22 protein-coding genes are annotated in these 19,837 nt (G+C 73.3%); 6 read left to right on the forward strand and 16 right to left on the reverse strand.

Annotated elements, in window-relative coordinates:
* Nucleotides 1–2: 2 nt before the first annotated feature.
* The 3 genes from ABD127_RS14815 to ABD127_RS14825 all read right to left on the reverse strand — a co-directional run bounded on the left by ABD127_RS14815 (nt 3) and on the right by ABD127_RS14825 (nt 983).
* Nucleotides 3–365: an Rv3654c family TadE-like protein gene (locus ABD127_RS14815; RefSeq protein ID WP_344202912.1), complete on the reverse strand. Its 363-nt coding sequence runs from the start codon at nt 363–365 to the stop codon at nt 3–5.
* The gene (locus ABD127_RS14820) at nt 365–733 is read right to left on the reverse strand and encodes a TadE family type IV pilus minor pilin (RefSeq protein ID WP_344202914.1); all 369 of its coding nucleotides are present in this window, start codon (nt 731–733) and stop codon (nt 365–367) included. Before ABD127_RS14820 ends, ABD127_RS14815 begins: the two co-directional genes overlap by 1 nt.
* A 61-nt stretch (nt 734–794) precedes the next feature.
* Nucleotides 795–983, reverse strand: coding sequence for a DUF4244 domain-containing protein (locus ABD127_RS14825; RefSeq protein WP_344202915.1), 189 nt, complete (start codon nt 981–983; stop codon nt 795–797).
* Nucleotides 984–1,148: 165 nt separating this feature from the next.
* Between ABD127_RS14825 and ABD127_RS14830 the strand changes: the two genes are divergently transcribed.
* Both ABD127_RS14830 and ABD127_RS14835 read left to right on the forward strand, forming a co-directional pair.
* Complete coding sequence (locus ABD127_RS14830; protein ID WP_344202917.1) at nt 1,149–2,018, forward strand: MEDS domain-containing protein; 870 nt, start codon at nt 1,149–1,151, stop codon at nt 2,016–2,018.
* A gap of 156 nt (nt 2,019–2,174) precedes the next feature.
* Complete coding sequence (locus tag ABD127_RS14835) at nt 2,175–2,474, forward strand: putative quinol monooxygenase (RefSeq protein WP_229052204.1); 300 nt, start codon at nt 2,175–2,177, stop codon at nt 2,472–2,474.
* A 32-nt stretch (nt 2,475–2,506) separates the two neighbouring features.
* Here ABD127_RS14835 and ABD127_RS14840 read toward each other — a convergent pair whose 3' ends face one another.
* Genes ABD127_RS14840 through ssd form a run of 4 tightly spaced genes read right to left on the reverse strand, consistent with a single transcriptional unit; the run spans nt 2,507 to nt 6,210 of the window.
* On the reverse strand, nt 2,507–3,199 hold the full coding sequence (locus ABD127_RS14840) for a type II secretion system F family protein (RefSeq protein ID WP_344202920.1): 693 nt from the start codon (nt 3,197–3,199) through the stop codon (nt 2,507–2,509).
* Complete coding sequence (locus ABD127_RS14845; RefSeq protein ID WP_344202921.1) at nt 3,196–4,002, reverse strand: type II secretion system F family protein; 807 nt, start codon at nt 4,000–4,002, stop codon at nt 3,196–3,198. Before ABD127_RS14845 ends, ABD127_RS14840 begins: the two co-directional genes overlap by 4 nt.
* Nucleotides 3,999–5,162, reverse strand: a complete 1,164-nt coding sequence (locus tag ABD127_RS14850; RefSeq protein WP_344202922.1) for a TadA family conjugal transfer-associated ATPase — start codon at nt 5,160–5,162, stop codon at nt 3,999–4,001. The genes ABD127_RS14845 and ABD127_RS14850 overlap by 4 nt, the downstream gene beginning before the upstream one ends.
* Nucleotides 5,163–5,172: 10 nt before the next feature.
* Complete coding sequence (gene ssd, locus ABD127_RS14855) at nt 5,173–6,210, reverse strand: septum site-determining protein Ssd (RefSeq protein ID WP_344202923.1); 1,038 nt, start codon at nt 6,208–6,210, stop codon at nt 5,173–5,175.
* A 288-nt stretch (nt 6,211–6,498) separates the two neighbouring features.
* Here ssd and ABD127_RS14860 point away from each other — a divergent pair, with 288 nt between their 5' ends.
* Entirely contained in the window at nt 6,499–7,326 is an 828-nt protein-coding gene (locus tag ABD127_RS14860; protein WP_344202925.1) for an HAD family hydrolase, read from the forward strand.
* Nucleotides 7,327–7,519: 193 nt separating this feature from the next.
* On the opposite strand, the gene ABD127_RS14865 is transcribed toward ABD127_RS14860, so the two are convergent.
* Both ABD127_RS14865 and ABD127_RS14870 read right to left on the reverse strand, forming a co-directional pair.
* Nucleotides 7,520–8,923 (reverse strand): O-antigen ligase family protein, encoded by a 1,404-nt coding sequence (locus ABD127_RS14865; protein ID WP_344202926.1) that lies wholly within the window; start codon nt 8,921–8,923, stop codon nt 7,520–7,522.
* Nucleotides 8,924–8,934: 11 nt separating this feature from the next.
* Nucleotides 8,935–10,374: a tyrosine-protein kinase domain-containing protein gene (locus ABD127_RS14870; RefSeq protein ID WP_344202927.1), complete on the reverse strand. Its 1,440-nt coding sequence runs from the start codon at nt 10,372–10,374 to the stop codon at nt 8,935–8,937.
* Between the two features lie 183 nt (nt 10,375–10,557).
* Between ABD127_RS14870 and ABD127_RS14875 the strand changes: the two genes are divergently transcribed.
* Nucleotides 10,558–11,529 carry an NAD-dependent epimerase/dehydratase family protein gene (locus tag ABD127_RS14875; RefSeq protein WP_344202929.1) on the forward strand — a complete coding sequence of 324 codons (972 nt, stop codon included), beginning with the start codon at nt 10,558–10,560 and terminating at the stop codon, nt 11,527–11,529.
* Nucleotides 11,530–11,723: 194 nt separating this feature from the next.
* Here ABD127_RS14875 and ABD127_RS14880 read toward each other — a convergent pair whose 3' ends face one another.
* Complete coding sequence (locus tag ABD127_RS14880) at nt 11,724–12,464, reverse strand: Fic family protein (protein WP_344202931.1); 741 nt, start codon at nt 12,462–12,464, stop codon at nt 11,724–11,726.
* A 49-nt stretch (nt 12,465–12,513) separates the two neighbouring features.
* Between ABD127_RS14880 and ABD127_RS14885 the strand changes: the two genes are divergently transcribed.
* Nucleotides 12,514–13,233, forward strand: a complete 720-nt coding sequence (locus tag ABD127_RS14885) for a class I SAM-dependent methyltransferase (RefSeq protein WP_344202932.1) — start codon at nt 12,514–12,516, stop codon at nt 13,231–13,233.
* A gap of 13 nt (nt 13,234–13,246) precedes the next feature.
* Here the strand turns inward: ABD127_RS14885 and ABD127_RS14890 are convergent, their stop codons facing one another.
* From ABD127_RS14890 to ABD127_RS14905, 4 genes are all read right to left on the reverse strand, one after another.
* Nucleotides 13,247–14,476: a glycosyltransferase family 61 protein gene (locus tag ABD127_RS14890; RefSeq protein ID WP_344202934.1), complete on the reverse strand. Its 1,230-nt coding sequence runs from the start codon at nt 14,474–14,476 to the stop codon at nt 13,247–13,249.
* A 22-nt stretch (nt 14,477–14,498) separates the two neighbouring features.
* Nucleotides 14,499–15,323: an FkbM family methyltransferase gene (locus ABD127_RS14895; RefSeq protein ID WP_344202936.1), complete on the reverse strand. Its 825-nt coding sequence runs from the start codon at nt 15,321–15,323 to the stop codon at nt 14,499–14,501.
* A gap of 144 nt (nt 15,324–15,467) precedes the next feature.
* Nucleotides 15,468–16,499 carry a GDP-mannose 4,6-dehydratase gene (locus ABD127_RS14900; protein WP_344202938.1) on the reverse strand — a complete coding sequence of 344 codons (1,032 nt, stop codon included), beginning with the start codon at nt 16,497–16,499 and terminating at the stop codon, nt 15,468–15,470.
* Between the two features lie 90 nt (nt 16,500–16,589).
* Nucleotides 16,590–17,129, reverse strand: a complete 540-nt coding sequence (locus tag ABD127_RS14905) for a serine O-acetyltransferase (protein ID WP_344202939.1) — start codon at nt 17,127–17,129, stop codon at nt 16,590–16,592.
* Nucleotides 17,130–17,230: 101 nt separating this feature from the next.
* On the opposite strand from ABD127_RS14905, the gene ABD127_RS14910 reads away from it, so the two are divergent.
* Nucleotides 17,231–18,037, forward strand: coding sequence for a GDSL-type esterase/lipase family protein (locus ABD127_RS14910; RefSeq protein WP_344202941.1), 807 nt, complete (start codon nt 17,231–17,233; stop codon nt 18,035–18,037).
* A gap of 6 nt (nt 18,038–18,043) precedes the next feature.
* On the opposite strand, the gene ABD127_RS14915 is transcribed toward ABD127_RS14910, so the two are convergent.
* Nucleotides 18,044–18,850 carry an SGNH/GDSL hydrolase family protein gene (locus ABD127_RS14915; protein WP_344202943.1) on the reverse strand — a complete coding sequence of 269 codons (807 nt, stop codon included), beginning with the start codon at nt 18,848–18,850 and terminating at the stop codon, nt 18,044–18,046.
* A complete protein-coding gene (locus ABD127_RS14920; protein ID WP_344202945.1) occupies nt 18,847–19,761 on the reverse strand; it encodes a class I SAM-dependent methyltransferase in 915 nt (304 codons plus the stop codon). Before ABD127_RS14920 ends, ABD127_RS14915 begins: the two co-directional genes overlap by 4 nt.
* Nucleotides 19,762–19,837 lie beyond the last annotated feature (76 nt).

Here is a 19,837-nt window from a genome sequence, read left to right on the forward strand (position 1 = left end):
CGTCACGGCTCCTCCAGGTAGGTGGCCGGGGCTGCCCGGGCGGTCTGTCGCGACGTCCAGGCGCGACCCCACCACCGCGGCGACCGGACCTCGGTGGTGACGGTGGCGACCGCGACGTCGAGGCGGCACGAGACGACCCGGGCACCGTTGCGTCGCGCCACGTCCTCGGCGGCCGCGCACCCGTCGTCACCCGACTCGACCGCCCGCGAGCCCGCCAGAGCGGCGAGGTCGGCGGCCGAGGCGGCGGCGTGCTTGACCCGCACGGCGGCACCGAGCTCGACCGCTCCACCGGCGACCACGAGCAGCAGGACGCCGAGTCCGATCGCCAGCGAGGAGACGGCGCCCTGGTCGGGCCGCCGCGTCATCATGACTCCGCCGCCGCGACGGCCACGGCGGTGAGGTCGCGCCCGACCGCGCGGTCGAACCACTCACCGGGCAGCGTCGACCGGACCGAGACCGTGACGACCACGAGGCCGTCGTCCTGCTCGACGTCGACGGCGGCCCCGGGCGGCGACTGGTCGAGGGCGAGCTGCTCGGCGACCTCGACCGGGTCGCCCCGGGCCACCATCCGGGCGGCCTCGCGGGCCGCGTCGGTGAGCTGCACCTGCGCGAAGGCCAGGGACCCGACCCACAGCAGGAGGGTGCCGAGCGCGACCAGCAGCGGGGTGATGACGGCGAGCTCGGCGGTGGCCATGCCGGCGTCGGGGTGGCGCCGGGGGCGAGGGAGTGACATCGGGACCTCCTGCGGTCCGTCGGTGGGGCCGGGACGCCCGCGGCGCCCCGGCCCCGGTCGGTCAGAGGAACCCGAGCGTGGGGATCTTGTCGAAGACGCTCTGGATCATGTTGTTGAACCACTCGCTCTGCGCGATCTGCACCAGCACGCCTCCGACGGTGCACGCGCCGATCGTGCCGACGGCGTACTCCGAGGTGGTCATGCCGCTCTCGTCGCGACGGGTGGGACGGCGGGGAAGGAATCGACTCATGGGAGTCCTTTCGTGGTGGGTTGACGCCGGGAAGATGGGCCGGGGCGGGGACGATCTGCGGTCGGATCCCGTCGCTGTGGACCCCGCGGGGCTGGGGACGAGTAGGGTCGGGGCTCTCCCGCGGATCCTCGAACGGCGGCCACCATGCACGGTTTGAGCCTCGGGATGCCCGGAGTCGGACCCCTCAGCCCCGGAACGCACTTCTGCGCGCTCTACTCCGGACCGGACGAGCGTGACCGGCTCCTGTTCCCCTTCCTCGACGAAGGGCTGCGACACGGCGACATGGCGTGGTGCCTGGTCGACGACATCGAGCCGTCGCTGGTTCGCGACCGCGCGGTGGGACGGGACCACCCCGGGCCTCGCCCGGCGGGGCGGCTCGACGTCGCGCGGGCGACGGACGTCTGCCTCCGGTCGGGGGAGGTCGACGTCGACCACACGATCCAGGTCCTGAGCGACCGCGTGGACGCCGCCGAGGCGGCCGGCTTCGAGCTGTTCAGAGCCGTCGGCGAGATGTCGTGGGTGCTGCCTCGCCCTCGCGGTGGCGACGACCTCCTGCTCCACGAGTCGGCTCTCAACCGCTTCGTCGACCACGCCCCCGCGGTCGTCATGTGCCTCTACGACCTGAGGAAGTTCGGCGCCGACAGGCTCGTCGACGTGCTCCGCACGCACGCCAAGGTCCTGCTGGACGGCGCGATGGTCGACAACCCCTTCCACGTCGACCCGGCCGGGGCACAAGCGGCCGCGTGCGACGACGCGACTGCCCCCCAGCGGCTCGTCACGGCGGACGAGGACGTCAGCCCAGGGTGGGGCTCGCTCACCCTCGCCGAGCGGCGAGTCGCCTCTCACGTCTCACGCGGGACGACGAACCGCACCATCGCCGCGGACCTCCAGGTGTCGCGCCACACCGTGGACGCCCACTTGAAGCACATCTACCTCAAGCTCCGCATCCACTCCCGGGTCGAGCTCACCGTCCTGGTCCTGCAGCACCGGCTCGCCCTCGACCCGCCCCGCGAGGTCCGCCCGCCCCGCACCTGAGGACGCCCAGAGCGGGTTGCGGCGGTCAAGAGCACCTGTTCACGGGATGCAGGGGGGCCGAGATCCCGACCACCATGGGCGTTCACCGGTGTTCGGGACGGCGTCCCCCAGACGGCCCTCCAGCCGGCGCGCCTCCCGGACCGAAGGAGTCCGACCATGCTGACGAAAGCACTTCTCGTGCGTCTCGACGCACTGCCCGGCAAGGAGGAGGAGCTCGCGGAGTTCCTCGTCGGAGCGCGGTCGATCGTGATGGCAGAGCCTGGCACCGTCGCCTGGTTCGCCCTGCAGCTCGGACCGTCGACCTTCGGCGTGTTCGACGTGTTCCCCGACGACGAGGCCCGAGACGCCCATCTCGCCGGTGGGGTGGGCCAGGCTCTCGGTCCCAGCACCGGCGTTCTCTTCTCGGAACCGCAGATCGAGAAGATCGACCTGCTGGCCGACAAGATCCCCGGCTAGGCACCCCTGCCCGATGCCCTGCCGCTCGGTGGTCAGCCGAAGACCGAGCCGACCAGCCCCAGGAGCGTCGGGGCGATGCCGATCAGGAAGAAGGCTGGCAGGAAGCACAGCCCCAGCGGCAGGGCCGTCGCCACGCCTCCGGCGCGCGTGCGGCGCAGGCGCTCGGACTGACGGCGACGCCGCAGGTCGTCGGCGACGTTCGCGACCACGGCGGCAGGGGCCGACCCGGACCGTTCGGCGCGCAGCACCGCCCGGGCGAGCTCGGCCAGGCCAGGTCGGGTGGCGACGTCGCGCCACACCTCGCTCGGATCGGCCACCGTGACGAGCCGAGCCGCCACCGCGTCGAGTTCGGCGCCGACCTGACCTCCCAGCGCACGGGCGGCTGCCGCGACGGCGACGCCGGGAGGGCGCCCCGCGGCGAGGGCCGCTGCGACCAGGTCGAGGGCCACCGGCAGCTCCGCCGCCACCGTTCCGGGACCACTGCGGCCGGCTCGCGCCACCCGGGCCCGCACGAGCGGTGCGGCCGCGCCGGCCGCGAGGGTGCCCCACGGCCAGCCACCCACGAGGGTGCCGAGCAGGACGACCCCTGCGGCGACGACCAGACCACCGTCGACCTCGCGTCGCTCGGCCGCGGGACCCAGGACGCGCCGGGCTCCACGCCCGGGAGCGGGGCCGAGGAGGAGTGCGACCGCGCACGCCGCCAGCGCCGCTGCCGCCAGGGTCATCCGCGCTCCGCTCGATCGGCCGTGGTCTCGATCCAGCGCACGCCCGTGCAGGCCAGGACGGTCCCGAGGACCAGGCACGCCGCCCCGGGGAGGGTCGTGGTCAACACCTCGACGGGGTCCGCCCCCAGCCCGGCCCCCAGCAGCAGACCGAGCAGCGGGAGCACGGCGAGCAGGCGCCCCGTGGCGCGCGCCGGCTCGACCGTCGAGCGGATCTCGTCGGCGAGCTCGGACTCGAAGCGCAGACCTCGCCCGACCTGGTCGAGCACGTCGGCCAGCGGAGCGCCGCACGTCTCGCTGAGCCGCCACGCGCCTGCGACAGCCGCCATGCCCTGGCACCCGGGGCGGTCGACCAGCAGCCGCAGCGCGGCAGCCACGTCGCCGCCGAGCCGAGCGACCCGGGCCGCCGGCGCCACGAGCTCGTGGTCGACCGCAGCCGTCGCCAGCGCCTGCTCCGGGAGCGTGCCCGCGCGCAGCTCGGCTGCCAGCAGGTCGACGAGCGCGGTGACCTCCTGGAGCGCGGCGCGAGCCGCGTCACGGCGAGTCGCCCGCCGCACCTCGCGCCCCACGAACGCCGCAACGGCGGCGCCCGTCACGAGCACCAGGACCGGTGCCACGCCGCCGACGGAGGGCAGCACCGCGGCGACGGCCGGGACGGCGACGAGGATCAGCAGGAGCCGAGGCCAGCGCGCGGGCCCGGCGAGGTCCAGCCGGTGCGCGGCCGCCCAGTCCGGGTCGGGCCACCGCAGCAGCACCGCGCAGCCGGCCGCCACGGCTGCCCAGGTCGTCAGCGGCAGCAGGCTCACGGCCGCGGACCCCGGTCGAGCACCGTCAGGAGGTCGGCGTGCCCCGGCCCCTCGCGCAGCCCCTCGGGGGTGAGGAACAACGCCGGGACGCAGTCCACGACGCGGTCGGCACCGGCTCGGAGCACGCCCACGTGGTCGACGACCCGGCGCCCGTCCCGCGACCGGTCCAGGTGCACGACCAGGTCCAGACCTGCCGCGAGCTGGGCGTGCACGGCCGCTCGCGGCAGGCCGGCGGGCAGCGCGAGCGCCTCGAAGCGAGCCGGCACGTCCGCCGCGGAGTTCGCGTGGATCGTGCCGCACCCGCCCTCGTGACCGGTGTTGAGCGCCGCCAGCAGATCGACGACCTCGGCCCCTCGCACCTCACCGACCACGAGACGGTCGGGTCGCATCCGCAGCGCCTGGCGGACCAGGTCGCGCAGCTCCACGGCACCGCGGCCCTCGACGTTCGCGGGGCGGGCCTCCATCGTCACGACGTGCGGATGGCGGGGTCGCAGCTCGGCGGAGTCCTCCACGACGACGAGCCGCTCGCCGGCCGGCACCTCCGCGAGCAGCGCCGCGAGCAGGGTGGTCTTGCCGGTACCGGTGCCGCCGGAGATCACGAACGCCGACCGCGCCGCCACGACGCGGCGCAGGACGGCGGCTCCGGCCGGGCTCGTCGCCCCGGCCGCCACCAGGTCGTCGAGGCTGAAGGTCTGGCGCGCCGGCACCCGCAGGCTCAGGACGGTGCCGGGGTGTGCCACCGGAGCGAGCACCGCGTGCAGCCGGGTGCCGTCCGGGAGCCGCGCGTCGACCCAGGGGCTCGCGTCGTCGAGGCGACGACCGGCCAGCGAGGCCAGCCGCTGGGCGAGCCGGCGCACCTCCGCCTCGTCGTGGAAGCGCACGTCGGCGGGCTCGAGCCCGTCGCCGCGATCGAGGTACACCCCGGTGGCCCCGTTGACGAGCACGTCGGTGACCCCGGGGACCGTCAGCAACGGCTCGAGAACCCCGGCCCCGGCCGTGTCGCGGCGCACCTGGTCGAGGACGGCGAGCACCGTGCCCGGGCCCATCACGCCCGGCTCGGCCCGCAGCGCCCGGGCGACGTTCTCGGCCGTCGGCGCCTCGGCGTCGGCCGCGAGCCGGCGGCGCACCCGCTCGACGAGCCCTTCGGAGGCAGGCGTCACCGTGGTCTCCTCACGGTGTGCCGCCCAGGCCGACGAGACCGAGGACGGTGCGTGCGACCCGGTCGAGCGCGCGGCCGGGACCGCGACCCGCAGCCACGTCGCGACGCACCGAGCCGCGGTGCGCGACCCGGGCCACGACCGGGACGGCGAGGTGCTGCGCCAGGCCGCTCCGTCCGAGCCCTCCGGGCAGGCCGCGACCGACCACGACGACGGTGCCCGCGACCTGGCGCAGGTCGTCGAGGAGGTGACGCGCGGCCGCGACGCTGCGGACGTCCTCGGGCACCACGACGACCGTGAGCTCGGCGCACCCGAGCACCCCGTGGGCCGCCGGGTGGCGCGGCACGTCGAGCACGACGAGGTCGCCGGCCCGTCTCACGGCCGTGACGACCTCCGCCGGCTCGGTCGAGGTCGTCGCTCCCCCGCGCGAGCGGGTCAGCAGGGCGACGTCGTGGTGACGGGGCAGCACGTCGACGAGCGCTCCGGCGGGCAGCGGTCCGCCCGTGGCGTCGAGGGTGTCCCAGCGCGCGCCCGGCACCGACTCCGCCCCGAGCACGAGGTCGAGCCCACCGGCCGGGTCGAGGTCGACCAGCACCGCGCGCCAACTGCGACGGGCCGCCGACAGGGCCAGGCCCGCCGCGAGCACCGAGGCGCCCGCGCCCCCGACCGCGCCGACCACGGCGATGACGCAGGCCTCGCCCCGCCCCTCGAGCGCCGACGACATGAGCTCGAGCACGGCGGTCTGCGACCCAGGATCGGGCCGGCACACCAGCGCGGCCCCGAGCGTGATCGCGGTCCGCCAGAGCTCCTCGCCGTGGCCGACCTCCGGGTCGACCACCACGACGTGCGGCCGGCGCGGGGTGCCTGCCTGGACCAGCCGGCGCGCCATCGCCGCGTCGACCAGGACCGCCGAGGCGCCGGACCAGTGCCGCCGCGCCCCGGCCGCGGTGTCGGTCAGCTCGACGGCGGCACCGAGGGCCGCCGCCCACCGCGAGGCCGCGGCGCGGGTCTGCGGATCGGTGGCCGCGACGACGACGGCGGGAGCGTCCATGGCTCGACCCTGCGCGCCGACGGACCGGGGCGCGAGCACCCGATCGACGCCTGTGGACGAGCGGGTGACCCCCGCGGCCTGGGGACGAACCGCGGCCGGGCGGTGGATCCTCCACCGAAAGCCCCACCTGCCGGGGTGGGCGGTGGATCCTCCACCGTTTGAGCGTCCGTACGGTGGAAGATCCACCGCCCCTCCGGGCCACGGCGCCATTCGGTGGAGGACTCACCGCCCCACCCCGGGGAGAGGCTTGCGACCTGCCAACCGCGGCCGGGAGCCTATGCTGAGGCCATGGACCACCCGGTCGACGGCCGCGGAGCAGCCTTCTTCGACCTCGACAAGACGATCATCGCCAAGTCGAGCACGCTCGCGTTCAGCCGCCCGTTCTTCGCCGAGGGCCTGCTGAACCGGCGCACGGTCCTGCGCAGCGCCTACGCGCAGTTCATGTTCGCCGTGAGCGGGGCCGACCACGACCAGCTCGAGAAGATGCGCGCCTACCTGACCCAGATGGTCACCGGCTGGGAGGTCGCGACGGTGCGCCAGGCGGTCGCCGAGACGCTGCACTCGATCATCGAGCCGCTGGTCTACGACGAGGCCGTGGCCCTGATCGCCGAGCACCGCGCGGCCGGTCGCGACATCGTCATCGTGTCGGCGTCCGGCTCGGAGGTCGTCGAGCCGATCGGCGCCCTGCTCGGCGCGGACGTGGTGGTGGCCACGACCCTCGTGGTCGAGGACGGCCGGTACACCGGCGAGATCGACCGGTACGCCTACGGGCCGCACAAGGCCGAGGCGATGGTCGAGCTCGCCGCCGAGCGCGGCTACGACCTGGCCGCGAGCTTCGCGTACTCCGACTCCGCGACCGACGTCCCGATGCTCGAGGCCGTGGGCCACCCGTTCGCGGTCAACCCGGACAAGGCGCTGCGCCGCGCGTCCGAGGAGAACGACTGGCCGGTCCTGGAGTTCCGCCGGCCCGTCGCCCTGACCTCGCCGCTCAGCCTGGAGACCCCCACGGGCAAGATCATCGCCGCGGCGGGCGGGGGNNGCCGCGCTGTACGTGGCGGGCCGCCGCACCCGCACCACCGGCTGACTGGAAGAAAACCGCCCGCAGGGGTTGTGTGACTCACATCACATGAGGCACTGTGGAGCCCAGAGAACTTCACAGCCGGCCCAGCAAGAATTGGTACCCACGCGCCGATCACCCGTCCCACAGGGCAGTCGCTCACGGCAATCTGCGGACCTCACGGTCGCGGACCGAGACGACGATGACGACGATGAGCACGCTTGGTAGCCGATGAGCTGGACCCCGACGGCGTCATCGCCTCCCAGACGGAGCAGCGGTGGCGCCGTCCCCTTGTGCCCGCAGGGCTGCCGCCTCGTGCCGGGCGTCGGCACGGTCGGCACCGTCGGCGGCCTCCTGAGCCTGCTCCGCCTCGTCCTCGGTCTCGCGGCGCAGCGGCAGCAGGAAGGGCAGCGCGAGCACGCACCACACGTACCGGTCCCAGATGATCGTCGTCAGCGCGCCGATCATGACGTAGCCGAAGCAGGGCAGCACGAGCAGCATGAACCGCCGGTCGATCGAGAAGCAGCGCAGCAGCACCGAGCCCAGCATCGCGACGAAGAACGTCAGGCCGATGATGCCGATCGCTGCGGCGATCTGCAGGTAGATGTTGTGGGCCGCGAGCACGTCGGCCAGGCCGACGCCGAGGATCGGGTGGTCGTGGAACTGGCCGCGCGCGACCTCGGCGATCATCTCGCGCTCCAGGTCGGAGCCCTGGGCCGAGCCGCCGCCGAGCAGGCGACCGAAGGCGTTGTCCGAGACGTTCTCGCCGGACAGGATCGTGCGGGCCGCGATGAAGATCACCGGGAGCGAGGCCCCGAACAGGGCCACCGCCGTGACGATCGAGCGGCTGATGACGGGGTACAGCGCGACCATCGCGGCCGCCGCGACGAGCGCCGCTCGGCTGCCGCTGACCCACACGCTGCCGAGGCACAGCACGCCGCACATCAGGGCGTAGACCCCATAGCGGCGCGGCAGCACCTCCCACAGCACGATCGCGATGCCGACCGCGAGCATCGCGCACAGGCCCATGATGTTGGGGTGCGTCGAGAAGCCGATGCGACGGCCGCCGTCACCCACGCCCTGCGTGAACGAGGCCGCGAAGTTCGCGACGTTGCCGAGCAGGTAGGACCACGCGAACAGCAGCAGGATCGTGGGGCCCGGTCGCCAGATCATGAAGGCCAGCGGCAGGAGCATCGCGCCGACCACGAGACGCAGCACGCTGTTGAGGCTCGCGCCGGGCTCGTCGGCCAGGGCCGAGGAGATCAGGGCCGTGCCGGTCAGGCCCGCGACCGCGACCATGAAGAACGGGTCGAGCGTCCACCGCTTGCTGAAGACGATCGGCAGCAGGCAGCCGATCCCGACGAGCAGGAACACGTCCGCCAGCGACACGAAGGAGATCGCACCGACCGGACGCAAGTTGTCCATCGGCGAGAGCGCGACGCCCAGCACGAGCGCGCCGATCGCGGTGCCCTCGAAGCCGACGACGCCGATCGAGGTCACCCCGACGATCAGCGCGATCGCCGCGAGGCCGCCGATCAGCGACCCCGTCGCGAGCGGGATCAGGGCCAGCAGGCAGACCACCATGACGACGGACGGCAGCAGCCAGGCACCCCAGCGCCGGAGCGTCTGCCGCACGGTGTCGTCGCGAGCCCACATGGTCGAGGACCTCAGCGCGAGGCGCGGCGGCCCCCGCTCTCGCGCCGAGCCTCCTTGGCCAGGGCGCGAGCCGCCTTCCGGTCAGCCTTCTGGTTCTCGGCGTCGGGCCCGTAGCCGTAGCCGTACCCGTAGCCGTAGCCGTACGTGTCGCCGGAGCGACGCGGCGTGCGGTTGAGCACCGTGCCGATCAGGCGGCCACCGACACCCTCGAGCCGCGTGATCGCGAGACGCAGCTGCTCGCGCGTCGTGCTGCCGTAGCGCGTCAGCAGCAGCGCGCCGTCGACCTCGGTCACCAGGATCGAGGCGTCGGCCACGGGCAGCATCGGCGGGGCGTCGATGATGACGAGGTCGAACTGCTGCGAGGCGTCCCGCAGGAGCTGGCGCATCGCCTGGGTGCCGAGGAGCTCGGCCGGGTTCGGCGGCTTCGGGCCCGTGCCCAGGAAGCTGATGCCGTTGGAGTGCGGCTGGATCGCGCCCTCGAGCGTCGTGCGGCCCAGGAGGACCGAGACGACGCCGACCGAGTTCTCCAGACCCAGGCGGGTCGCGACGTTCGGGTTGCGCATGTCGGCGTCGATCAGCAGGACCGACTTGCCGACCTGCACCATCGAGAGCGCGAGGTTGGTCGCGACGAGGGTCTTGCCCTCGTTCGGGACGGCGCTCGAGACGAGGATCGAGCGGACCGACTCGTCCAGGCTCGCGAACTGCAGGTTGGTGCGCAGCACGCGGAAGGCCTCGGCCAGCGACACGTCGGTGTCGCTCGCGACGGGGTTCTTCTTGACCTGCGGCTCGAACGGCAGCGTCGCGAGGGCCGGGGTGCCGGTCAGCTTCTCGATGTCGTCGCGCGACTTGACGGTGCGGTCGAGCAGGTGGCGCAGCAGGGCGCCGGCGATCGCGAGGAACAGGCTCACCAGGACGCCCAGACCGATGCTGAGCGGCACGTTGGGCGCGACGGGATCGTCGCTGAAGCTCGGGTCCGCAGCGACACGAGCGGTGATGGCCGCGGCCTCGTTCCCGGCGGCCGGCTTCTCGAGGCGCTGGACGAGGGCGACGAGCTGGGTCGCCTCCTCCTCCGCGATCTGCTGCGCGAGCTCGGGGGTGTCGGCCTTGACGTTGATCTGGATCGTCTGGGTCGACGTGACGACCTCGGCCGAGATCTTGCCGCTGAGCTCCTCGAAGGTCATGTCGAGGCCGAGCTCGTCGATGACGTCCTGCAGCAGCGACGGATCCTTCGCCAGGTCGGCGTAGGACGCGACGCGCTGGGTCACGATGAAGGCCGCGCCGTACTCGGCCTGACCGCCGGTCGGGGTCGAGACGAACATCTTGACGCTGGAGCCGTACTGCGGGGTCATCGTGAACACAATCGCGATCGTGGCGATGGTGCCGGCCACGAAGGTCAGGAGGCTGAAGCGCCAACGCGTCCGCAATGCGGTGAGGAACTGCCGCAGATCCACCAGTACACCCTTCGTCGTCCCGCCGAGCCGGTCAGGCAGGGACGAGTGTATGCGAGGCGGCCCGTCAATACCGTCGGACCCGACGGCCGCGTCACAGATCACGCCGACGTGCCCTCACGACGCGATCGATTGACCTAGACTCGCGCTGTTCCTCCACCCCTCATCGGAAGGTCCTCATCTCTCATGACCATCGTCGTCACCGGAGCCGGTGGATTCATCGGCGGGCACCTCGTCGCCGACCTGCTCGGGCAGGGCAAGTCAGTGCGCGCGGTCGACGTCAAGCCGCAGGACGAGTGGTACCAGGTCCACGACGCCGCCGAGAACGTCGTCGGCGACTGCTCGGACGCCCGCGCCGCCCACACCTTCGCCGAGGGCAGCGAGGAGATCTACAACCTCGCCGCCGACATGGGCGGAATGGGCTTCATCGAGAACAACAAGGCCGAGTGCATGCTCTCGGTCCTGACCAGCACCAACATGCTCGTGGCCGCCCGCGCCGCCGGCACGAAGCGCTTCTTCTACAGCAGCTCCGCCTGCGTGTACGCCGGGGACAAGCAGACCGACCCCAACGTCACCGCCCTCAAGGAGGAGGACGCCTACCCGGGTGACCCCGAGGACGGCTACGGCTGGGAGAAGCTGTTCAGCGAGCGCATGGCGCGCCACTTCCGCGAGGACTTCGGCCTGGAGACGCGCGTCGCCCGCTACCACAACGTCTACGGGCCTGAGGGCACGTTCGAGGGCGGTCGCGAGAAGGCGCCCGCCGCGCTGTCGCGCAAGCTGGCCTGGGCCAAGCTCACGGGCGACCACTCGATCGAGATCTGGGGCGACGGCGAGCAGAGCCGCAGCTTCATGTACATCGACGACTGCGTGCGTGGCTCGCAGGAGATCCTGGCCGGCGAGAACGTCGAGCCGGTCAACCTCGGCTCGTCCGAGCTCGTGACGATCAACCAGATGGTCGACATCCTCGAGGACATCGCGGGCATCAAGCTCGACCGCACCTACAAGCTCGACGCGCCCCAGGGCGTGCGCGGTCGCAACAGCGACAACACGATGTTCCACCGCATCTACGGCTGGGAGCCGTCGATCTCGCTGCGTGACGGTCTCGAGAAGACCTACGGCTGGATCTACGACAACCTGGCGCCCCGCGTGAGCGCCTGAACCAGCACCACGTCACGACGCCCGCCTCCGGACCTCCGGGGGCGGGCGTCGTACGTCCCCACCCGGTCGGGCGGTGAGCCTGGGACGTGTCCCGCCGGCCAGCGGTGAGCCTGGGACGTGTCCGAGGCCTCGACACGTCGCTAGCTCACCGCCCGTCCCGGGGACACGTCCCTAGCTCACCGCCCGGGGTGGGGTCAGCGGAGGCCGCGGGCGACCGGGGAGGCCTCGGCGCCGCGGCTGAAGGCCTGGGCCGCGTACTGCAGCCACTGCTGGGTGCCCGCCGAGGTCGCGCGGCCGTAGGCGGCCAGGGCGGCGCGGTAGCCGTCGGGCTCGGCCGCGTGGCCGGCCTCCGGCACCGTCACCGAGGCCGGGTCGACACCCGTGACGACCAGCACGAGGCGCTCCGCGGCCCGGGCGACCACGCCGTTGTGGGAGCCGAACGCTCCGGCCGTGACGATCTCGGCGTGCACCAGCGCGGCGACGACGAGGCCGGGGGCCGCCGTGGGGCGTCCGAGGACCTGCGTCAGGTTGCCCAGCCGGGCGACGCCGGCGGGATTCACCGGGCGGCCGGCGTCGGGGCTGACGCCCGCGGTCGCGACGGCGTGCATGCGCGCGAGCGCCTGGACGGGTGAGCGGCTCCACGTCGGCACGAGCCCGAGGAGCTCGCTCGACAGTCGCAGCGCACCGCGTGCGGTGGGGTCGCCCTCGCCGCCGGCGAGCTCGTCGGCCGTGACGGGCGAGCCCTCCAGGGTCGCGCTGGCCGCGGCACCCCCGAGCAGCGAGGTCGCGGTGTCCTCCGGCGTGGTGCGACGCAGGCCGCGATCGCGCAGGATCGTGTCGATGCCGTCCCGCGTGCCGGCGTACAACGAGGGCAGGCCCTCGAGGGCGGCAGCGGAACCGAACGGATCGGCGGGGGAAGACTCGGGGCCGGACACGCCCCGCAGCGTACCCGTGGGCGGCGGCGGGGCCTGTACCGTCCGGAGGGTGGGTGAGGTTCGCGGCTCCGGACGACGTGTGGTCGACCACGACGACGCGTCAGCGCGCATGGCCAAGTGGCTGGCCGGCGACCGTCTCGCGTGCGTCCTGCACCTGGGCGACGGCACGATCGCGTACCACCTGGCCGACCAGGGTCACGAGGTCGTCGTGGCCGGCGACGACGTGCGCAGCCGCCGCCACCGTGACGTCCTGTACGTCCGCGCCTCAGGTGACCGGCTCCCGTTCGCCGAGAGCTCCTTCGACGCCGTCGTCGCGCCACACCTCAGCGAGGCGCCCACGGCGCTGGCCGACATCGCCCGCGTGCTCCGACCCGGCGGCGTCGTGTCGACGATCGAGCGCTCGCACGACGACTCGCTGCCCTGGGTCCGGCGTCTGCGCGAGATCGTCGGGGAGCCCGGCCACGCCGAGCGGCCCGCGATCGACAGCCTCGGCGGCACGGGCCTGTTCGGCGAGATCGAGTCCACCGACCTGGCGCAGTGGCAGACCCTCGACCTCGCCGGGCTGCTGCGGCTCGCCAGCGAGATCGGCCGGCAGCCGGTCTCCGAGGCCACGCTCGCGCGAGTCAAGGACGCCTTCAGCGAGGTCACGCCGCACACCGGCCACCTGCGACTGCGTCACCGGACGCGCTGCCTGCGCGCCACGGTGCTGAAGACCGACGAGCCCAGCGCGCCGCCGCCCGCCGAGACGCTCCTGTTCGACCTGCGCTGACCTGCACCCCGGGTCAGGCGTCGAGGCGCTCGCGCAGGAGGCGGTCGACCGTCGCGACGACGCGGGCCGGGTCGATCTCGATGTCGGCCAGGATCGCGTTCATCGGCGAGCCCGGACCGTAGCGGCTCGTGTCGCCGTCGATCAGGTACTCGTAGTGCGCGTCCGGTATCGACCGCGAGATCGACCAGTAGCACTGGTTGACGTACGGAGCCGTGAAGATCTCGAGCACCGTCACCCCGGCGGGCGCGAACAGCACGTTCGTCAGGGCGGCGCCGTGCGGCCCGACGATCATCTCGGCGGCCGAGAACACGTCGATCTGCTCCTGCGGCGAGAGCGAGCCGGGCTCGACCTTCTCGAAGCCGCGCTCCTCGAGCCGGGCCCAGAGCTCGTCCTCGCGGACGATGCGCCGGCTGTTCGGCTGGGTGCCGCGCGTGACGTAGAGGCGTCGCGGCCGCGGGTCGGCACCGGCCGACGGGCGCAGGTGCTCGCGGACCCACTCGACCATCGAGCGGGGCGCGTTCTCGACCACGTTGGGGATCGAGGGCACGAACAGCCGATCGGCCCGCACCGCCAGGTCGGGGGCGTCGTCGATGCGGGGCAGGTCGCCGTAGCCCGCGATCTCGAGCAGCGTGCGCTGCCACCCGCGCGACTGCGGCACGAGGATGGTCGGCGCGGGGTCGGCGTCCGGCACCGCGTCGGCGTACACGCCCAGGCGCGGCAGGACGTCGGTCAGGAAGTGGTAGTAGTTCGCGCTGCCCCGCGTGGCCAGCACGACGACGTCGCCCTCGACGTGACGCACCTCGGGCAGACGACCCTTCAGGTACAGCGGGTGCTCGCGCCAGGTCGGCGTGCCGAAGTACGGGCTGGTGGCCGCGTCGAGCAGACCTGTGCGGCTGACGACCGCACCGGTGTCGCCGACGACCGTGCCGCCGGGGATCTCGAGGCAGAACGACGGCGGCTGGACCTCGCGGTCGGCCCGCGCGAAGACCCAGTGCCCGGCAGGCTCGCCGAGCGGAGGCACCCGGTCGAGGGGCACCGCGGGGGCCAGCCCGTGCACCGTGACACCCGCGGCCGGGATCGCCGCCCAGCCCTCGACCGTCGCGACGGCGCCGCGCGGGACGCCCCGCTCACCCAGGAGGGGTCGCAGGACGCGCGCGGCGACGCCGACAGCGAACGTCAGGAAGCGGTGCGCCCGCTTGGCGTAGGGCCACAGCGGCTGCAGCCGCGGCGGGAGCTTGCTCACGACGGCGGACGGATCCGGGTCGTCAGCGGGCGGCGGGGCCGGCCGAGGCCTCGCGCGAGAGCCAGGCCAGGCCGAGGCCGTCGGCGTAGGGCTTGCGGTCGGCGACCGTCAGGCCCGCGCGGCCGAAGAACTCCTCGAGCTCGTCCCACGAGTGACCCGGGAGGTTGTGGTACTCGAGCACGACCTTGCTGACGCCGGACCAGTCGGCCGGGTCCGAGCCGAGCACCATGTCGTACTCGCCGCCCTCGGTGTCGATCTTGACGACGTCGGCGGAGCGACCGCTCACGGTCAGCGCCTCGCGCATCGACACGGCGGGGACGGTGACCCGCGGGACGTCGGCCTCGTCGAGGTGGAGCACGCCGTTGTGGCCGCTGGCCGCGCCGTAGTCGGCGATCTCGAGCGTGCCGGCCTCGGCGCGCACCGCGAGGTTGTTGCCGTGGACCCGGTCGGTCTGGCCGTTGAGCTCGATGTTGCGGGTCAGGTAGCCCGAGGTGGTCGGGGACGCCTCGTAGGAGTCGACCCGCGCCTGCGGCAGGCGGTGCGCGGCGGCGACGGAGAAGCAGCCGACGTGGGCGCCGATGTCCAGCACGTTCGCGTCGGGACGCAGGCCCTCGGTGAGCCAGTCGAGACGGTACTCGTCCTCGACCAGGATCTCGTAGACCGGGACGCGTGCGCCCGGCTCGTTGGGGATGACGACGTTGACGCCGCCCTTGATCTTGTACTCGATCTCGGCCGGACGACCCGTGACCGCGTGACGAGCGATCGCGCTCAGCACACCCACGCCGTTGGAGAAGCTCCCCACGGTCTGTCGCACTCGACGCGCGACCAGCTGCGTGCCTCTCGCCATGTCCCCACACCTCACAGATCGGTCGCGGCCCACAGCCGCGAGACAGGCGTCACGAGGGCCCGGACGCCGGTTCGAACTATATCGCCGCCGGACGGTTTCGGTGGCGACACGCACACTTCGTGGGACCCGTCACAGCCCCGCGCCTCACAGGTAGTCGGCCGACTCCTCCACGCCCGTCCCGAGACGGCGCAGATCGGTCTCGACCATGCCCTTGACGAGGGTCTCGAAGTCGACGAGCGGGTGCCAGTCGAGCCGCTCGCGGGCCCGGGTCGAGTCGCCCAGCAGGCTCGAGGCCTGGATCGTGCTCCACATCGCGGGCTGCAGGTCGACGTGGTCGAGCGCGTCGTCGCGCCCCACCGCCGCGAAGGCGACGCGCAGCATGTCGCGCAGCGTGTGGCTCTCCCCCGTCGCGACGACGTAGTCGGACGGGGTGTCGTGGTCGAGGGCCGCCACGAGGGCCGCGGCGACGTCGCTCGCGGCACCCCAGTCGCGCTCGACGTCGAGCGCGCCCAGGGTCAGCCGGGTCGGCAGGCCCTGCGCGACCTCCGCCGCCAGGCGCGCGATCCGTCCGGCGATGAACTGGCGACCACGGAAGGGGCTCTCGTGGTTGAACATGATGACGCCGCAGCCGAACACCTCGTGCCGGTCGCGGTAGGCGTTGACGGCGTAGTGGGCGGCGCTCTTGGAGACCGCGTACGGCGTGCGGGGGTCGTGGGCGACGCCCTCGGTCAGCATCCCGTAGGTCTCCGGGCCGAACATCTCGGCGCTGGAGGCCTGCACGAAGCGCGGCGCGAAGCCGGCCTCGTCGCGGAAGCGGACGACCTCCTCGAGCATCTCGACGACCGCGACGCTGTTGGTCAGCATGACCTCGGTCGCGGCCTTCCAGCTCGCCTGCACCGCGCTGAAGCCGGCGAGGTTGTAGATCGAGCGGGGACGGAACCGGCGCAGGATCGCCGCGAAGCCCTCGACGTCGCGCTGGTCGTGCTCGACGACCTCGACCCCGGCGAGGTACGGCCGCATCCGGTCGACGCTGCGCGAGCCGGGCCGGATCGTGCCGACGACCCGCCAGCCGCGCTGCAGCAGGAGCCGGGAGACGAACATGCCGTCCTGACCGGCGACGCCGGTCACGAGCGCGACGGGCACGTCGCCGGGCGACTCGGGATCGAAGGTCTGCACAGGAGGCATGGTGTCAAGAACGAGCGGCGCCTGTCCGCGTGACGCCCCGATCGTCACGAAACCGTCACCCGCGCGGCGCGCGTCGGACCGTCAGGCGTGCGGCGCGCTCGTGCGCCCGACGACCGTCGTGCCCGGCGCGACGTCGTGCAGCACCAGCGTGTGCGCACCCACGACCGCACCCGCCCCGACCGTGACGCCGCCGAGCACGGTCGAGCGGGCGCCGAGGATCGCGCCGTCGCCGATCGTCGGGAAGTCGTCCGGTGCCGCGACGTCGGAGTGCCGCACGCCGAGGGTCACGCCCTGCGCGACCGTGACGCCCGCGCCGATCACGACGCCGTTGCCGATCACGATGCCGACGGGGTGCTCGAACCAGACGCCGGGCCCGATCCGGGCGCCGGCGGCGACGTCGATGCCGACCCACCACAGTCCGAGGCCGCGCAGCATCTCGGCGGCCCGGCGGCTCCCGCGGGCGTGCAGACGCTGCTGGGCGCGGACCACGAGCGTCGCCCACAGCCCGGGCCGGCCCAGGCCGCGCGGGATCGCGGTCCACCACGGACCCGTCCGCCCGGTGTAGCGCACGAGGTCGGAGGCGACGAGCTCGCCGAAGGTCAGGTCGTCCGCAGGGGCCATGGCCGCATCGTAGTGCCGTCTGGCGGAGCTCCTGCGCGACCGCGGTCGGGTGCGGAATACTGAGCCGACTCGTCATCCCTCGACCGAGAGCAGGTCCGCCGGTGTCCCTCCCCCCGCTGCCCGTTCCCCTGCGGGTCCTCGTCAAGGGCGCCTCCACCGTGACCTGGACGTCGACGCGGACGCCGAAGCGCACCGACCTGATCTACGCGCGGGTCGTCGAGGAGCAGCTGCTCGCCGCCGGTCAGGCGACCGAGGTCACGATCGACGCCCTCTCGGCCGATCGGACCGCCCCCATCCTGCGCACGTGGGAGCGCGAGGTCTCCAACCTCACGCCGGACGTGATCGTGCTGCACTACGGCCACATGGAGTGCATCCATGCGGTGATCCCGCGCTGGGTCGAGCGACACGCGCGCAACATGCACGACCGGCCCGGGCCGGTCCGGGAGCGGTACCGCCGCTGGTTCGTGCGCCCGGTGTGGAAGATCCTGGTCAACGGCCAGCAGCAGATCGACCACCTGCTGCCGCTGTCCGCCTTCCGTCACCGGCCGCGCCGCGTGACCGCACTCCTCGAGCGGTACGTCCGCCACGTGAGCCGGTTCCGGCGCCCGCTCGTCGTGGTCATGGGCCTCACGGCCCCCGCCGACGTGTGGAAGCCCTGGTTCCCGGGCCTCGAGGGACGCCTCGACGCCATGAACGGCGCCCTGCGCGAGCTCGTCGCGCGCCTGGACGACCCCGACGTCCGCTTCGTCGAGGTGTGGGACGACGCCGAGCAGTGGCGTGCGCGGGGCGAGGAGCCGTGCTCGGACGGTGGCCACTACACCCCCGAGTTCCACCGGCACGTCGGCACGAAGGTGACCGCCGTGGTCCAGGACTGGCTGGTCCGCGCCGAGTCGCCCGTCAGGGTCTGAGCGGCCTCAGTCGCGCGCGGGGCCGAGGTGGGGCTGGGTCTCGGCCCAGACGAGGATCTCGGTCGCCAGCGACTCACCGACGGCCCGGTGGATCGCCGGCGAGTAGTGGAAGCCGTCCGGCGTGGCCGCGACGGCGTCGCTCCCGACCGCTGCGGTGACGACCGGCGTGACGTCGAAGTAGCGGACGGTCTCGCGGTCGACGCGGGCCACCATCGCGCGCATCGCGTCGTTGACGGCGTGCACGCGCGCGGTCATGCCGGGGAACCAGTCGGCTGCCTTCGACGCCGGCGGGAGGATCTCGAAGCAGAACACCAGGGGGCTCGCCGCCGTCTGCACCTGGCGGACGTAGGCCTCGACCTCCGCCGCCACCTTCCGGGGCATGCGCCGACGGAACCGGTGTCCGAGGCGGGCGTCGACAGCCGCCTGGAGGCGCACCAAGAGCTTCCAGGCCGGCCGCAGGAAGAGCCGGCGGTACGCCTGACGGACCCGACCGGGACGTGCCTTGAGGCTGTTGACGTGCCGCTCCAGCACCCGCGGGGCGAACAGGTGGATCGTCTCGGCGTGCCCGTAGACCAGGACGATGACGTCCGGCGAGAAGTCGAGCACCTCGCGCTGCCAGCTCGGCAGGAGGGTCTTGGCCCGCTCGGCCGCCATCGTCACCTGACGCACCTCGCACGCCACGCCGGCGGCGAGGAGCTGCTCCTCGATGACGCGCGGGAAGGTGAAGTCGGTGCGCGGACCGCCCATCCACGAGGTGAAGTTGACCGTGGACGCGCCCTTGACCAGGACGCGCAGGGGCACCGGGGTCGTCACGAGGGCCTCCGGAACTCGACCAGGACGTGGTCCCGCGAGGAGGCCCAGATCGGCGGGTTGTCCGACGGGGAGCGGCGCAGGCGCCGCAGCAGCGACTGCGGCAGCAGGAGGAAGGCCAGGTTGTGCGCGGCCTCCACCAGGACGCGGCGGCGCACGGGGTTGCGGGCGAACTTCTGGATGCGCACGACCTCCAGGCCCAGGGAGGCGGCGGCGCGGTGCGCCCACCGCGGACTGATGAACGCGATGTGCTCGGGGTACCAGCAGTACCAGTAGCGACCCCGCTCGAACCGCCACGTCGGTGCGTCGACGTTGCCCGTGCCGACGATGACCGAGCCACCCGGCGCAGTCGCCTCGATGAGGGAGGCGACGAGCTCGCGCGGGTCGTGGACGTGCTCGATCAGGTCGAACGCGACGACGGCGTCGAAGGTCCGCTCCAGGTTCCCGAGGTCGGCGAAGTCGTCGGCCACCATCTCCACGCCGTGGTGCTCTGCGGCGTGCCGGGCCGCCTCGCGGTGGATCTCGACCCCGAACGGGCGCAGGCCCGTCGGCAGGCGCTCGGCGAAGCCGCCGTCGAAGCAGCCCACGTCCAGGACGTCGGCCCGGGGGTTCGACTCCGCGACCCAGGCGGCCGCCAGGTCCCAGTCGGGACGCGGACCGGCCGAGGCGGGCGACCAGTTCTCGGTCGTCCCCGCGCGGTACAGCGCGTCGAGCTCGGCCTTGTCCATGAGGGGCCACCGGAAGGCCAGCAGGCACTCCTGACAGCGGCACAGGTCGGTCGGCGCGAAGGGCTCGTCCAGGAGCCGACCGGCGAACTCCGAGGACTGCGGGATCGCACCGATGCGGCGCACTCCCCTGGCCCCACAGGACGGGCAGACGGCATCGGCGGACACGGGCAGCCGGCGGTTGCTCACGCCATCGACACTACGTGCGCATCGGGTCAGGCGCAGTTGGAGCGCAGCGGCGCCCGTGCCAGGGCGGCCCGGGTCC

Origin of the sequence: Aeromicrobium alkaliterrae (genome assembly GCF_039529015.1) — a bacterium.
Lineage (GTDB): Bacteria > Actinomycetota > Actinomycetes > Propionibacteriales > Nocardioidaceae > Aeromicrobium > Aeromicrobium alkaliterrae.

Coding starts and splice junctions, on each gene's coding strand:
- ABD127_RS14815 (WP_344202912.1), bottom strand. CDS start 365: ATGACGCGGCGGCCCGACCAGGGCGCCGTCTCCTCGCTGGCGATCGGA.
- ABD127_RS14820 (WP_344202914.1), bottom strand. CDS start 733: ATGTCACTCCCTCGCCCCCGGCGCCACCCCGACGCCGGCATGGCCACC.
- ABD127_RS14825 (WP_344202915.1), bottom strand. CDS start 983: ATGAGTCGATTCCTTCCCCGCCGTCCCACCCGTCGCGACGAGAGCGGC.
- ABD127_RS14830 (WP_344202917.1), top strand. CDS start 1,149: ATGCCCGGAGTCGGACCCCTCAGCCCCGGAACGCACTTCTGCGCGCTC.
- ABD127_RS14835 (WP_229052204.1), top strand. CDS start 2,175: ATGCTGACGAAAGCACTTCTCGTGCGTCTCGACGCACTGCCCGGCAAG.
- ABD127_RS14840 (WP_344202920.1), bottom strand. CDS start 3,199: ATGACCCTGGCGGCAGCGGCGCTGGCGGCGTGCGCGGTCGCACTCCTC.
- ssd (WP_344202923.1), bottom strand. CDS start 6,210: ATGGACGCTCCCGCCGTCGTCGTCGCGGCCACCGATCCGCAGACCCGC.
- ABD127_RS14865 (WP_344202926.1), bottom strand. CDS start 8,923: ATGTGGGCTCGCGACGACACCGTGCGGCAGACGCTCCGGCGCTGGGGT.
- ABD127_RS14875 (WP_344202929.1), top strand. CDS start 10,558: ATGACCATCGTCGTCACCGGAGCCGGTGGATTCATCGGCGGGCACCTC.
- ABD127_RS14895 (WP_344202936.1), bottom strand. CDS start 15,323: ATGGCGAGAGGCACGCAGCTGGTCGCGCGTCGAGTGCGACAGACCGTG.
- ABD127_RS14905 (WP_344202939.1), bottom strand. CDS start 17,129: ATGGCCCCTGCGGACGACCTGACCTTCGGCGAGCTCGTCGCCTCCGAC.